The following is a 13,709-nucleotide window of genomic DNA, read 5'->3' as shown; positions in this document are numbered from 1 at the left end:
CACCACGCCGCCTGGCTGCGCGGAGCCGTCAAGGACATGCTCCGCACCCCACCACCCCAGAACCCGGACGGCACCCTCCTGGTCCTGCTCCTCGACACGATCGTCCTCGCCGTCACCGCCACCGCCCGCTGGCACGACCTACAACGCTACGACCAGCAGGTCACTGCGGCACGCGAAGCCCTCACCCACCTCCAAGTTGTCGCGGACCAGGCAGCCGTCATTCCCCTGGCCACCCTGACGCGAGTGGCACCCACCAGTGCCACCACTCAGCTCCGCTACGAACACGCCGTCCGCGTCACTCTTCCCGAGCACGCCGAGAAGATCCTCGCCGCACCCGACTGGGACGCCCTCGCGGCGATGCTCGCGCGAACCGACGCAAACGCCCATGACCTCACCGAAACCCTCCGCAAGGCCGCCGACCAACGCCCCCTCGACGACGCCCGACGCCCCGCACGCCTTCTCGCCTGGTACAGGCAACACGCCACCCAGGGACCCCAGACACCCCGCTCCGCACCCGTGGCACCGTCGCCGGCACCGCAGCCGAGCACGAGCCGCACACGCCACTGACCACCGTCCGGCACACCACTCACAAGTCCGAACCGATCACACGACACCGCACAAGGAATCACCCATGCCCCAGCCCTCCATTTCGCCCCGACGTCGTTGTTCTCCTCACCGACCTGGACTTCGAGACCACCACGACGGCCCCTCGCGCTATTACCGCCGCGACGGACGCCCGTGCACCGCCGTCGAGCACGGACAGGACTAACCGGCCGCACAACGGCGGCCCACTCATGAGCCGCCGTCACGGCCCCCGCCCTCCGCCGTCCCGCAGCTCAGAACAGAGGGCTGGGGCGGCCTGGGGGCGGGATGCGGTCCAGCAGATCCCACAGGGGGCGCGAACCCGCTGCCCATTCACCGAGGGTGCGGCGGTCGACGAGGTGAATGTGGTGTTCTTTACCCCAGGGGATGGCTTTCGAGGAGAAGCGGCCGTTGGTGAGGACGACGGCGATATCTGCCCCGTGTATCTGCCGGGCAGTGCCGTTGACCTGCTGCAGCACGCCGACGCCGACAGCGGAACCCCGGTCGCCGTCTCGGCGGTGCTTGCACTGGATGGCCCAGACCCGGCCGACCGGGTCGATGGCACGTACGTCACAGGCGTTGTCGCCCGCACCACCGAGCTGCTCGGCTTTGCAACCGTCGCGGCGCATCAAGTCCCGTATGGCGAACTCGAACGCACGATGGTCCAGGGCATCTATCTCGGCGATACGCAGACGCAGAGCCTGAGCGCGTACGCGCGCCCACTGGGCCCGCCGGCGGACTTGCTGGTACCAGAGGACACCACCGCCGCCAGCAAACACGCCCGCCAGGGCAAGAACCCACCAGTGCGCGAGCAGCCACTGCACGGCGGCGACGACCAAGCCGACCGCGACGACCCCGGCTACCGCCAGTGCTGCTCGCTCGTCCTGCTTCCTGGAACGACGGGCCGGGCGGCGCCGGTAAGTACGCCGCACCGGACTGCGGCGGCTCACCGGTCCGCTCCCGGCTGCACGGGAGCGGTGGAAGTCGAGCGGTACGCCGGAGGTGTCCTGGCCTCGCCCTCGAATGTGATGCCGCCCTCCGAGGCATCCCAGACCAGGAGTGGCCCGATGCCCGCGATCGTGAGCTGGCGCCCCGAGCCGGGATAGGAACGGGTGTGGGCCCGTACAGGAACCCCGCCCCGATCGTGCGCCTTCACCTGTATCGCCATGAAGGAACTCCCCCCTTGTTGAAGGTTGTTGGCGTATCCCCACACAAGTCGCATGACAGCACGCGCCACTGACACCGAGTCCGGACTCGATCACCAAGAGTGCCAACCTTTCGGTCAGCGCGGACCCGCATCCGTGATTCCCTGACGTCAGCACTCTGCGTCTTCACGGCCCTGGCCGATCGACTTCAGCCGTTTCCGCCGCCGAGGCGGAAACGGCTAGCGAACAACTGTGCGATATGGGTAGCGTTTTCCCCGATCGATCGCCGCCACGCCTGACCAGCGCTGGATGACCGGCGACCGGACCACGGAGGGGAACACAACTTGAAACAGAGAACTGTCCCTTGTCTCGCACGGACGAGCATCACAGTCCTGATAGCCGGCATCGTGATGGCCAGCACTGTTGTCGGCGCTTCTGCCGCCGACGGCTCACCGGCCACGCGCACGGAATCGACACCTCACATCGTCAGCGCAGCTGAGTACGCCGAACAAGGTGGCGCGGACCCACAGTCAATGGCACCTGTCGGTGAAGTGTCGCCTGCCGAGGGCGGCAGTGTGTGGGAACTCGCCGACCTGTTGGCCAAGACGACCGGACTCAACCTCATGCAGGCGCCCGCCGTCGCCGAGTACGAGAAGGTCGGGCAGACGCTCACGTTCAGCCTCGGGGACGAGAATGCCGTGCGCCCGCTCAACATCACCCGCGTGACCGTCGACGGTGACGTGCCGTCCTCGGTGCTTGCGTCTGATGGCGACACAACGCAGGCGAGCACGCTCCCCAGCGGCAGTCAGCTGTTTACTGCTGCGGGCAACGATGGAGTGAGGGTGAGCACTTTGACCATGGATGGTCAGCTCACCCTGTGGGAAGCCCCGGCTCTCTCGGCGCAGGACACCTACAGCAGCGAGGACATGGTGCGCTGGGCGACCACGGTCGACGAACGCAATGTCCGGGCCTCGCACTCACCGGCACCAGGTTTCGCCCCGGCAGCCAAGCCGCAGTGCCAGCTGATCCACAGCAAGGCGCCCTTCCTGCACGGGGGTTCCCTGCGCATCCAGGCCGATGCGCTGATGCGGTGCGACCAGAAAGGCAAAGGCAACTTCGAAGCCTCCCTGCGCCAGTACCAGGGGCTGGGCATCTGGAAGACGAAGGACGTCCGGGGGTACACGAACACGCAGGGCCAGACCTTTCCGCTCCTTCTGCACTACCAGTGCTCACGGCTCACCATCAGTGGCTGGATCTACCGAGAGGACATCGGTAACGCGACCCTGCGCAACAGCAACGGGTACTGGGGGGACCACAACATCAGTTCCAACACAGCCACGATCCACTGCGCCTAGCCCCGAGCGGCTATCGTGGGTGCGCGGGGATGCAGGAAACCGCGCACTCTGAGAATGGGGAGACGAGTGCAGAACGAGCGGCGCCGCCCTGATTCGGCGGATCTCGTCGTGGCCGGGTGCGGATGGCTGCTCATCACGACTGTGATCGCCCTACCCGGCCTCCTACTGAAAGATGGACCGTTGACCGCGTACATGATTGTTGTGGGCGGGCTGATCGGGTTCCTCTGGGCACGCAAGAGACTGCACCGCGGGTAGCACAGAGCCCCCACCGAATGGTGGGGGCTCTACATGTATCTGCTTTCCGTTGGCACGGCGAGCGGCACATCAACCTACGGCCCGTCGTACAGCGTTATCGCGATCGTCTATGGAGTGCGGCCTCAAAGGAATGGTTGTCGATATACAGGTTGAAAGGATCACTGAGGTTCTTCCAACCTGACGTCAACGTTGGCGAGGCCCCCAGGGACGGCGCCCTGCTGGCGATGCCCCTCGACGCCCGATCCTCGCTGTCATGGCCGCCGCCCGCTGGCACCAGCTACGCCATCACGACCAGCAGGTGGCCGCCGCCCACCAGGCCCTGCTCCACCTCCAGGCCGCCTACGACCAGGCCGCAGCCACACCCCTGGCGGTGCTCGCCCAGCGCCGACCGCCCCAGCAGGCAGTGGAGCGGCACATCCGCTACATCCGGCAGGCCGTATCCGACCACACGGAACAGGTCCTGCAGGACCCGGCGTTCGACGCGCTCGCGACTGTGCTCGCGGACGCCGAGAAGGCAGGCCACGAGCCGAAGTAACTCCTGCAGCGAGCCGCCTGCCAGAGTGCCCTGGACAACGCCCGCCACCCCGTCCAGGTCCTGACCTGGCGCATCGAACGCCTCAGTGCAAGGCCCGCGCCCGGGCAGCGGCAACGATGCCCAGATCAGGGAAAACCCGGAGCGATTCGATCCCCCGGCACGCTCTGGGAAGCCCACCGAGCTGTGGCCAGCGCCGCTGAGTGCGTTCTCGTGCCTTCGCCGTCAGGGGCGATGAGGGCACGAGTGCGCGCTACCGAACGTCTCTACGTCACGCGGCTTCAGCGCCGGGCCCGCCGTCTTTCACGGCGGACGACCGCGCAGCCCATGACACGACCTCCTCCAGATGTTCCGGCCGAAGGCCGACGTGGCACTCGGGGCTGGACGACTGCCGTGATGGATGTGCGCGCACGCGGAAGGTAGGCCGGCTCAGGGGGAGTTGGCCCGGCTGGCTGGGCGTGGTCTACGAGGTGGCGATGGCGAATCCCAGTACGACGGCGGCGGAGACGACGACGGCGCCGGGTGCGAGGTCGGCGTCGGAGGCGCTGTCGGGGTTGCTGTGTCCGCGGTAGCGGCTGGCGCTGGTGCTGTCGGGGTCGACGTCCTCGATGTGGAGGACCTGGCCCAGCCGCACCCCGGCGGCCTGCGCGTACAGCTCGGCCTTGGCCCGGGCGGCCTGGACGGCGGCGGTGCGGGCCCGGGCCCGTAGTTCCGGCTTGGTGGATATGTCGAAGTCGACGCCTTCCAGCTCGTTGGCGCCGGCCTCGACGGCGGCGATCAGGAACGGCTCCAGGGAGTCGAGGTCTCGGTAGTCGATGGCGAAGGTGGCGCGGCAGCGGTAGCCGAGGAACGTCCGCTCCGGGCCGTAGCCGTTCCATGCGGTCTGGAGGTTGAGCCGGGATGCCGACACCCGCCCATCCGGGACACCGTGGCTTCGTATGGTCTCGCGCAGGCGGGAGATGGCCGTGCGCGCGGCGGTGAAGGCCTGCTGCGGCGAGCTCTCGGTCTGCTCGATGCCGAGCCGGATGCGGGCGAGGTCGGGGGCGGCCTGGACGCTGGCCGCACCGTAACTGGTCACACCCCAGGGGGCGTTGATCGTGGTCTGCATGCGCGGTAGTCAACCACGCGGCACCCGTCGCGGGGGCGAGGTGCGCTGATCCGCTGTCTTGCTCATCAACCGACCGATACCTGAGCAAGAGTGGAGGTCGGTTCGGTCGAGGAGTTCGGGGATGCGGTCGTGCTCTCCGCGCGATCCAGGGCGGGACCGGCCGCCCCTGCCCTCCGCGGGCCATGGCGTTGGCTCTCCGGGCGGCTCCTGCTGTGGACAGGCGACGGTGCGTGCCGGCAGGTGTGCAGCAGGAGGGGTGTGGCGGATGTCCGGTCAGCCGGTCAGTGCCGTGGGCATCTGGTCGTGCAGGGGTGGGGCGTTCTTGGTGCCGGACGGCGGCGTGACGCGGACGGGTGCGCCCAGTTCGGTGAGGGAGAGTGTGTAGGTGACGTGGGTGGTCTTGCTGTCCTTCAGGCGGTCCTTGAGGGTGAAGCGGGCCTGGACGAGGCGGCCCTGGGTGTCCACCCACGCCTCGGCGGTGACCGGCAGATCGCGCCCGTACAGCTCTCGCATCTCTTCGATCTTTGCCCGTGCCTCCTTGGCCAGGCGCAGGGTGAGGGCCGCATGGTCGAGGGTGCCCTGATAGCGGGTGGTCTGCACGCCGTGAACCGCCTCAGTGCCCCGGGCTCGCACATCCTGCATGCGTGTGACCTGGGCGAGCGAGTGGGACGGGTCGTTGAGCGGGGCACGGAACGGGGCGTGGGCCTCGGCGGCGCGGCGCTCGCCCACGGCCCACCGCTGATCCACGTCGATGCCTGTGTCCTGGACGACGACGGGGCGCATGTAGACGCGGTCGCCGAGCAGGACCTCCTCGGCACGGACGGCGGCCTGGGCGACCCCGACCGTCAACCGGCCGCTCCCGGAGGCCAGATCGACGGTCCCGGACGCCTCCACCCGGCAGGCCCAGTCGGTGACGGCGCAGGCATCCAGAACGGTGGTGAAGCGGGCGCTGGTATGGCTGGTGGCAGTCACCGCGTCGCGTACGGCGGCTGCCGCGTCCGCGCTGCCGCCGGCGTCGCTGTGCGTGCGGGTGCACGCGGCGCACAGCAGCGCGGCCGCGGCAGCCAGAATCAGGGGACGGCGCATCAGACCTCCAGGAGTTGGTGGAGCACTCCTTGGGGCCTGGGCCATTGCAGGGGTCAGCCTCGAACCAGCGGGTGCCAGGTGAACCTACGTCATCCGCCACCACCCGGCCAAATAGCCATGAATACCCCATGGTGTTCCCTGCGGGGAGGAGGTATGGCTTCCGTCACTGCGCCGAAGGGAGGGTGACTGATCCACTGGTCCGATGCTGCTGAACGTAATTCTCCGCATCCTGCCGTTCTGGGTCCGCGAACCCCTGCTCATCGCCATCGCACTCTTCCTCGGGGGTGCCTGTGTCTACTGGTTCGTCAGGATCGGAGGATGGCAGCGGGCCGCGTTCGCCTTCGTGTTCCTCGCTCTCGCCATCCTGCGGGTCGCGGTGCTGCGCCGCGAGTTGAGATCCCGCGGTCAGCAGGCTGCCCGGACCGCCTGAAGACGAGGATGTGACCCTCGTCGTCCAGAGGCTGCGGATCTGCACTGCACCGGCCAGGACGCCTGCCCCACCACGGACCCAGACGGCACCGAGGACTTCGAGAACACCGACGCTTCATCAGCGGCCCACGGCTACCGTGTCAAGGCAACGGGAGGCCGAGATCACCGTCGCATCCTTCGTGCCCACACTGTGCGCCACCCGCGCCGAGGCTCGGCTGGAGATCGCCACCTGGATCACGGAGAACTCAGCGCCCCTGTTGATCAACACGGGCCGCCCCTGGGCGGCGATCGGAGGCGCCGGAAGTCTTGATCGTGTCCGTCCGGAGAGGGGCGGACACTGATCGAGATGCGAGGAGAGTCCGCGCAATGGCATCAAGCGAGGACGAGGACCGCCGCCGGGCGGAGTGGGCTCGGCAGCTCGGTCTGTTCCGCTGTTCCCTGATCCATGACCTGCTGGATGACAGCCTGACAATCCGCGAACAAGGCTGCTGGGCACGGGAGTTGGCGGCGTGAGAACACACAGATCCGTTCGGTCGGCAGGTGCAGGTGTCCAGGGGCACGATAGACCGGCGGACCCGCCACTACCGCCGCGGGGGGTTTGCCGCCCTGGTGCCCGAGCCTCGCAAGGCGGTCTCCAGGACGCCGCCGGAGGTGCTGGAGCCGGCGGTCGCGCTGAAGCGGGAGACCCCGGCCCGCGGCCGCGCAGATCCAGCGGATTCTGCGCACGACGCAGGGCTGGTCGCCCACCGAACGCACCCTCCAGCGGCACTTCGTCGCGGCGGTCTGACCGGCACCAGCGGCGACAAGAGCGTCTTCGGCCGGTTCGAGGCCACCCGCGGCAACGAGCTGTGGACCGGGGACGCCCTGCACGGGCCGAAGATCGGCGGGCGCAAGACGATGTCGCGGACCTGGTCTTCTTCGCGGTACTCGGTTGAGCGTCCGGCGCACAGATCCTGCGGTACCGCGGTGAAGTTCTCCAGCGCGGATGCCGTGGTGGGCGGCATGTCCGGGGTGCGCCGGGCGGTGTTTGCGGTGCTGGCTCCGCAGATGGTCCGGCCCGGTGCCAGGGCGTTGAGGCCGGCGATCCCGCTCGCGGCGGCGGGGGCCGAGCGCAGCACCGGTGAGGTCACGCCGATGTGTCGCAGGACGGGCGGTGGGTGACGGGGCGGGTGATCGACGCGACGGGGGGTTCGGGTCTGTGAGTGTTCTCGCGGGCGTTCGGTGCGGGGCCGCGGGTTGGGCTGCGCAAGGGGGCTTCCGTTTGCGCAGGTCTCGGCCGGGCGGGTTGCGTGATTACCCGGCAGTGCCTGCTCTCTTGCCGGGTTTGCTGGGTTGGTCGTGGGTGGAGCAGTGGATGCCGCCTCCGCCGGAGGCGATGGTGTCGATTTTCACGGGTACGACGTCGCGCTTGGGGAAGTGTTCCTGCAGGATGCCCTTGGCGCGGTCGTCGGCCTGCGCGTCGCCGAAGCGGGGCATGAAGACAGCGCTGTTGGCGACGTAGAAGTTGGTGTAGGTGGAGACGAACGCGTCGCCGCGGCCGGTGATCTTGTCGAGGTCGGGCTGAGGCAGGTCGACGATCTCAAGTCGCCTGCCCCGTGCGTCCGTTGCCTGCTTGAGGACCTGCCGGGCCTGGTCGGCCGCCCGGGACCAGACGTCGGGCGGGTTTGCGGGAAAGGCCTGGTCGACCAGGACGACCCCGGGTGCGGTGAACCGGGCGATGCTGTCGACGTGGGCGTCGGTGATGTCCTTGCCCCGCACCCCGGCCAGCCAGAGCACCTTCTTGATGCCGAGGCTGCTCTTGAGTTCGTCCTCGATCCGGTCGCGGGTCTTGCCGGGGTTGCGATTGCCGTTGACGACGGAGCTCTCGGTGACCAGCAGGGTGCCCTGGCCGTCGGTCTCGAAGGAGCCGCCCTCGGCGACCAGCGGTGCTTTGGTACGGGCGATGTCGTACGTGGTGAGCAGTAGGCGGCCGACCTGGCCGTCGTTGGTGTGCACCTGCTTGTTGCCCCAGCCGCTGAAGTTGAGGTCGACGCCCAGGGTGTGGCCGTTCTCTTCCACGAACACCGGCACGGTGTCGCGGGCCCACAGGTCGTCCACGGCGAGAGGGACCACTTCGACCTGGGAGCCGCAGGCCTTCTGGGCGGCTGCCTGCTGGTCGGGCCGGGCCATCAGCACCACCGGCTCGTACTCCGCGACGGCCCGTGCCACGCGGGCGATGTCCTCGCGTACGGACGGCAGTTGCTCGCCCCACACCGAGTCGAGCGCCGGCCAGGACATGAAGGTCCGCGCGTGGCTGTCCCACTCGGCGCCGAAGCGGCGGTCCGCGGGCGTCTCGCCCGCGGCGGGCGAGGAGGAGGACGGTTGGGCCGGGGAGTCCCCTGGACCGCAGGCCGCGGAGGCCGGGGCAAGGACGCCGATCCCGGCGAACGTGCGCAGTGCGGTGCGGCGGGACACGGGGGGAGAGGTCACGGGGAAACTCCTGTGTTCTGGTCGGCGGGTCGCCGTTCGCGACGTACGCGTCCTGGAATCCGGTGCCCTTGGAGGAGACGGGTCGAGGGTGTGGTTCGTTCCAGTCGACGAACTTCGGACTCGGTGACCGCACGGTGCCCGGCCCGTCCATCCGGGCCACCTGGAGCCGTCTGCCGCGCGCATCTGCGGTTGCTGCCGGCCGTGAGCGGGAGTGGGGAGAGGTGGCTTGTGCAGATTTGGCGTGTGTCGGCCGGTGGGTGATGAGCGGGGCCGGTCATATGGTGGCCGGCCCCCGCGGTGCGTTCGGCGGGCTCGCGCTGAGGGTTCGCTGGTGATGGTTGGCTGCGCACCGACGGTGTCGTGCTCTGCGCACCCCGCACGACGCGCACCACGATGCGCGAGGCAGTGGACTCCACCTCCGATTCACCCGCACCCTGTGCGCACATCGAACGTGACGGGCATCGGTTGCCCTGCACGCGGTGCGCACTCCTTGTATGGCTCCCTCATCGCGTCAGCGTCCCCGTGGTCACCTTCACCCGGCCCGCTGGGCCACTCGTCGCATCCCGTGGAGGCAGGCGCCCGACGCTCGGGGGCGGAGGCGAGGAGTGCCGGGCTGGGCTCAGTGCTGGCTCAACGACCTCACGGAGCCCTAGAGGGCACCGGCCTGAGCGGGGTCCCGGGTTTCTGGGTGGTGTGGGTTGTTGGTGGGGGTGGCGGCGCGCAGTGCTGCCTCGACTCGGCGGTTGGTGGTCATGGTTGCGGTGATGGTGGTCATGGTGAGGAGGAGGGCGGCGGCGGTGTAGAGGGGGGTGCGTATGTCGTAGGTGGTGGCGAGCCAGCCGCCGAGGAAGGCGCCGATGGGGGCGGCGCACATGGCGAGCATGCGGGAGGTGGAGGCGACCCGGCCCATGAGGTGGGCGGGGACGATCGCTTGTCGGAGGGAGGGGGCGAGCACCATGGTGGCGCCCATGCCGGCCCCGCAGACGGCGAGCGTGAGGCCGGCCACGTATGCGTTCGGGGCGGCGGCAAGGCCGAGGACGGCGAGTCCTTCGAGGGCGGCTGTGCAGGTGAGTGCGGTGCCGGTGCCGAGTCGCCGGCCGAGGAAGGAGGCGATGCTTGCGCCGAGCAGGCCGCCGGTGGCCTCCGCAGTGAGGAGCAGGCCGAAGCCGATGGTGCCGATGCCGAGGCGGTCGTGGGCGAAGAGGGCGAGTACGGTTTCCACGGCGAGGAAGGCGATGTTCCCGATCGCCGGGCGCAGTGCGAGCCCGAGCAGCAGCTGGTCCTTGAATACGTACGAGGCACCGGCCCGCGCTTGCCGCAGCAGTGACTCGCGGGCCTGCGGTGCGGGGCGGGGTGTGGCGGGCAGCGAGCGTACGAGCAGTGCGCAGAGCGCGAACGAGAGGGCGTCGGTGAGCAGGGGAACCGCCCGCCCGAGTGCGAGCAGGGCGCTGCCTGCGGGCGGCCCGGCGAAGCCGGACGCGGCGGTCTGGGTGGCGCGCAGGCGGGAGTTGGCGCGTTCCAGGAGGGCGGGGTCGCGGCCGAGGAGATCCGGCAGGTAGGCCGTGGCGGCCGTGTCGAAGAAGAGTCCGCCGAGGCCGAGGAGGAAGGCGAGGGCGGCGAGCAGCGTGATGCTCAGCATGTCGAGGGCGGCCGCTGCCGCCGGTACCGTGAGCAGCACGGCACGGGCCGCGTCCGTGACCCACATCGTGCGCCGGCGGTCCCAGCGGTCCACCAGCGCACCGCCGAGGACCCCGAAGAGCAGCCAGGGCAGCGTTCCGGCGGCCGTGACGACGGCGAGCGCCATCGGGTCCCGCGTCAGCGTCAACGCGAGCAGCGGCAGCGCGGCATGGGAGACCCCGTCACCGAGCGAGGACACGGTCTGCGCGGTCCACAGCCGCCCGAACCCAGCTGGCAACTTCCTTACATCTGTAGTCACTTGGCGTCCCCTTCGGCCTGTGCGCGCTGTGCCGGGTGGAAGAGCGCGAAGACGAGTGACGCGTCCGGCAGCGACGGGTCGGACAGCTCCCGGTACTCGTCCGCCAGCGCCTCCAGCCGCGCCCCCAGCTGCGCGAACTGCTCTGCGGTGAGCCGCAGATGCGCCATCCGCACGTGCCGCTCGCCATCCGCCGGCGCTGCTTCCAGGTCCGCCACCGCATGCCGCATCAGCATGTCCGGCCCTCCCTCGCCCGGATCCGGCAGCACGATCGACCGCGCGGCCATCGCGTAGTACCGCTCGGTGACCCCACGCACCTTCCGCGTCCGTACCACCTTCACCAGGCCGGCCCGCTCCAGCAGCCGTACGTGGTAGCTGGAACTCCCCTTCGCAAGGCCCACCCGCTCGGCGATCTGCGTGATCGTGGCGGGCTCGAAGCGGAGCACGGCCATGATCCGGTGACGCGTGAGATTGGAAACGGCGCGTAGCTGCTCGTCCGTGGTGACGTGGAACGTCTCGGGAAGATCATCGGTAGGCATGCCCCCAATGGTCAACGTTTCTTGACCATTAAGCAAGGGGATTCCGCACGCTCTTCCGGAATCCACGGTTCCGGCGCGCAAGGTCCCTGCCCCCTGCGCAAGGCGGGCGGCTGCGAGCCCGATGGCTGCCGCGAGTTCGTGTACCGGGGGTGCTTCGCCGTGGTCGGCGACCGATCACCGGGCTGCGCGGGTGAGGCGTGTCTGGGTGTCGGTGAGGTGGCCGGCAGTTATGCACGAGCGCTAGGTGGCCCAGCGCGTCGTTGTGTGGCCCGGCCGATTCGGTTCGTGCTGGGCCGGGTGGCGATCGCCCATGTCTGGCGCGGCGACTGGAGGTCGGTCGATCCGGCGGAACGTGATCGTTGCCGGAAACTCCCTTCCCGGAAGTGTCACTGCGATGATGTGGCCTTCCTGCTCCGATCCCAGGGAGGCCGCCGTGTCCAAAACGCCGCGGGAAATCTTCGAGAGCTACCTCTACGCCGGCACGATGACCCGGAACGCGGATGCCCTTGCCGAGAACTTCACCGCGGACGGCGTCTTCGAAGCACCGCTCATGCCGGCCGGCGCCGCCTTCCCCAAACGGCTGGTGGGTCGCGAGGAGATCCGTAGCGCCATGGCGGCGTACTACGCGCAACCGGTGAACGACGACCGCTCGCCGAACCTGGAGAAGTCCGGGTACGTGCTGCACACCACCTCCGACCCCGACGTGTTCATCGCCGAGATCGACACGGTCTTCGACGGGGACGCAGTGGACACGTCTGTCTCGCTGGTACAGATCTTCCGCATCCGCGACGGGAAGATCGCACGGCTGCGTGACTACTTCGCGCCCGAGCTGATGAGCTGAGGACCCCCGAAGGGACAAGTGACCACTGGGTTCAACAACCCTGGCACACCGGTTCCAACAACCGTGTCACGCACCATGAGAGCAGCCAGGCCAACACGGATCACCGGTTCCAACCATCGCGCCTCGGCGCACGTCGGGCGCTCTGAACGACCCGTGGACATCACAAGCCAGGTCGGTGATGGTGGGCGGCATGGTCGACGTGCTGCTGCCCCTGGTCACGCTTGTTCTCGGCTTCTTCGCAAGCTTCCTGCTTGAACTGTTCCGTAACCGCTGGACGACGCAGAACGTGCAGGCTGTTCGCAACGCTGAACGTCTACAAGTCGCTCACCTGGAGCGAGTGGCGTTTGAACGTGACGGGCTCCGGGCTGTCCACGCCGCCATTCACGACCTTCTGAGTAGGGTGAACGCGATCGCCATACACCTGGCCACGGCCCAAACAGCGGGTCTGGACTGGCGCGAGAGCGATGGCGGGCAGGAGCTGAAAGCGGCGGCCATGCACGCGACCGTGAGGTGCAGTCATGAGTCCGCACTGCTGTTGCATCCTCCGGTGATCGAAGCGGTCGAGCGTCTGACAACTGCCGCTTACCCGATGTACTGGACTCGTGAGTCTGGAAGCGATCCGAATCATCGCCGCGAGTTCTTCGAAGCCAACCAAGCAGCAACGAGAGCCATCGCTGCTCGGCTTCGCGATCTTTACGGCTTCGCGACGGGCGGTTGATCAGCCGGATGTCGAGGCTATCCGGCGGCCAACTATGACCCTCAGAGTGGCCAACCATAGGTCACAGGTCTGACTGATGTGGCCGTGCACGATCGGTGGCCCGTGGGGCCAGGTCCTCGCTCGGCCGCGGCAGAGATGCCGGAGGCGACCCGATGGGTCAGGGCGTGGGGGAGGCCTCGGTGATTGCCATCGATCCCTGACCGGCTTCTGTACCACTGCGACGTGATCTCCATCAACGGTCCCAGCTACCGGCTGACGAACCGCCTCGGGTCTGCTGCAGGTATGGGTGACAGGTTCTGTCACGCGGCCCGGAGGGCCGGTGTGGTCATGACGGTCTCGAATTCAACGGGGGTCAGCCGGCCGAGCGAGGCTTGTCTGCGACGCCGGTGGTAGGTCTTCTCGATCCAGGTCACGATCGCGGTTCGCAGTTCTTGACGGGTGGCCCAGCTGTGGCGGTCGAGGACGTTCTTCTGCAGCAGACTGAAGAACGACTCCATGGCCGCGTTGTCGCCGGCCGCCCCAACCCGCCCTATCGAGCCGACGATCCGGTGATGGCCGAGGGCCCGGACGAACTTCCGGGACCGGAATTGGGCGAGTTCAACCAGTCGTTGCAACACCGGGTTGTTGCAGCGAGCGTAGCTGTTCTTCGAAGACCTCGGCCGGCGTCCGCCAACCGAGGACCTTGCGGGGCCGGTTGTTGATCGCCATGGCGACGGC

14 protein-coding genes and 2 pseudogenes are annotated in these 13,709 nt (G+C 68.6%); 7 read left to right on the top strand and 9 right to left on the bottom strand.

The genetic code is table 11. The features are described from left to right. Window positions 1-36: 36 nt before the first annotated feature. Window positions 37-567 (top strand): hypothetical protein, encoded by a 531-nt coding sequence (locus BG418_RS12825; RefSeq protein ID WP_188273940.1) that lies wholly within the window; start codon window positions 37-39, stop codon window positions 565-567. A gap of 269 nt (window positions 568-836) precedes the next feature. Here the strand turns inward: BG418_RS12825 and BG418_RS12820 are convergent, their stop codons facing one another. Next, window positions 837-1,532 carry a restriction endonuclease gene (locus BG418_RS12820; RefSeq protein WP_188273939.1) on the bottom strand — a complete coding sequence of 232 codons (696 nt, stop codon included), beginning with the start codon at window positions 1,530-1,532 and terminating at the stop codon, window positions 837-839. Continuing rightward, window positions 1,529-1,750 (bottom strand): hypothetical protein, encoded by a 222-nt coding sequence (locus BG418_RS12815; protein ID WP_188273938.1) that lies wholly within the window; start codon window positions 1,748-1,750, stop codon window positions 1,529-1,531. Before BG418_RS12815 ends, BG418_RS12820 begins: the two co-directional genes overlap by 4 nt. 384 nt (window positions 1,751-2,134) lie before the next feature. Between BG418_RS12815 and BG418_RS12810 the strand changes: the two genes are divergently transcribed. Further along, window positions 2,135-3,082: a hypothetical protein gene (locus BG418_RS12810; RefSeq protein WP_223184755.1), complete on the top strand. Its 948-nt coding sequence runs from the start codon at window positions 2,135-2,137 to the stop codon at window positions 3,080-3,082. 508 nt (window positions 3,083-3,590) lie between these two features. Further along, window positions 3,591-3,872 carry a hypothetical protein gene (locus BG418_RS41170; RefSeq protein WP_398998570.1) on the top strand — a complete coding sequence of 94 codons (282 nt, stop codon included), beginning with the start codon at window positions 3,591-3,593 and terminating at the stop codon, window positions 3,870-3,872. Between the two features lie 460 nt (window positions 3,873-4,332). Here BG418_RS41170 and BG418_RS12800 read toward each other — a convergent pair whose 3' ends face one another. Both BG418_RS12800 and BG418_RS12795 read right to left on the bottom strand, forming a co-directional pair. Further along, window positions 4,333-4,977, bottom strand: a complete 645-nt coding sequence (locus tag BG418_RS12800; protein ID WP_188273936.1) for an SIMPL domain-containing protein — start codon at window positions 4,975-4,977, stop codon at window positions 4,333-4,335. Between the two features lie 273 nt (window positions 4,978-5,250). Next, window positions 5,251-6,063 (bottom strand): hypothetical protein, encoded by an 813-nt coding sequence (locus BG418_RS12795; RefSeq protein ID WP_188273935.1) that lies wholly within the window; start codon window positions 6,061-6,063, stop codon window positions 5,251-5,253. Window positions 6,064-6,265: 202 nt separating this feature from the next. On the opposite strand from BG418_RS12795, the gene BG418_RS12790 reads away from it, so the two are divergent. Beyond that, entirely contained in the window at window positions 6,266-6,493 is a 228-nt protein-coding gene (locus BG418_RS12790; protein ID WP_188273934.1) for a hypothetical protein, read from the top strand. Between the two features lie 365 nt (window positions 6,494-6,858). Beyond that, window positions 6,859-7,005 carry a hypothetical protein gene (locus BG418_RS12785; protein ID WP_188273933.1) on the top strand — a complete coding sequence of 49 codons (147 nt, stop codon included), beginning with the start codon at window positions 6,859-6,861 and terminating at the stop codon, window positions 7,003-7,005. 383 nt (window positions 7,006-7,388) lie between these two features. Here BG418_RS12785 and BG418_RS41165 read toward each other — a convergent pair. From BG418_RS41165 to BG418_RS12765, 4 genes and pseudogenes are all read right to left on the bottom strand, one after another. Continuing rightward, window positions 7,389-7,637 (bottom strand): annotated as a pseudogene (locus tag BG418_RS41165) (5,10-methylene tetrahydromethanopterin reductase); the annotation flags it as partial. 148 nt (window positions 7,638-7,785) lie between these two features. Further along, window positions 7,786-8,961 (bottom strand): agmatine deiminase family protein, encoded by a 1,176-nt coding sequence (locus tag BG418_RS12775; protein WP_188273931.1) that lies wholly within the window; start codon window positions 8,959-8,961, stop codon window positions 7,786-7,788. Window positions 8,962-9,610: 649 nt separating this feature from the next. Beyond that, the gene (locus BG418_RS12770) at window positions 9,611-10,897 is read right to left on the bottom strand and encodes an MFS transporter (RefSeq protein ID WP_188273930.1); all 1,287 of its coding nucleotides are present in this window, start codon (window positions 10,895-10,897) and stop codon (window positions 9,611-9,613) included. Further along, entirely contained in the window at window positions 10,894-11,433 is a 540-nt protein-coding gene (locus tag BG418_RS12765) for a transcriptional regulator (protein ID WP_188273929.1), read from the bottom strand. The genes BG418_RS12770 and BG418_RS12765 overlap by 4 nt, the downstream gene beginning before the upstream one ends. 433 nt (window positions 11,434-11,866) lie before the next feature. Between BG418_RS12765 and BG418_RS12760 the strand changes: the two genes are divergently transcribed. Further along, window positions 11,867-12,274: a nuclear transport factor 2 family protein gene (locus tag BG418_RS12760; protein ID WP_317453630.1), complete on the top strand. Its 408-nt coding sequence runs from the start codon at window positions 11,867-11,869 to the stop codon at window positions 12,272-12,274. A 190-nt stretch (window positions 12,275-12,464) separates the two neighbouring features. Then, on the top strand, window positions 12,465-12,992 hold the full coding sequence (locus tag BG418_RS12755; RefSeq protein ID WP_188273927.1) for a hypothetical protein: 528 nt from the start codon (window positions 12,465-12,467) through the stop codon (window positions 12,990-12,992). Window positions 12,993-13,291: 299 nt separating this feature from the next. On the opposite strand, the pseudogene BG418_RS12750 reads toward BG418_RS12755, so the two are convergent. Further along, window positions 13,292-13,585, bottom strand: a pseudogene (locus tag BG418_RS12750) (integrase core domain-containing protein); the annotation flags it as partial. Window positions 13,586-13,709: the final 124 nt, after the last annotated feature.

The organism is Streptomyces sp. CBMA152 (assembly GCF_014596475.1).
In the GTDB taxonomy this organism is placed as follows: Bacteria; Actinomycetota; Actinomycetes; order Streptomycetales; family Streptomycetaceae; genus Streptomyces.
Note: the sequence above shows the minus strand (reverse complement) of the source record. Positions and strands in the feature narration are given on the sequence as shown.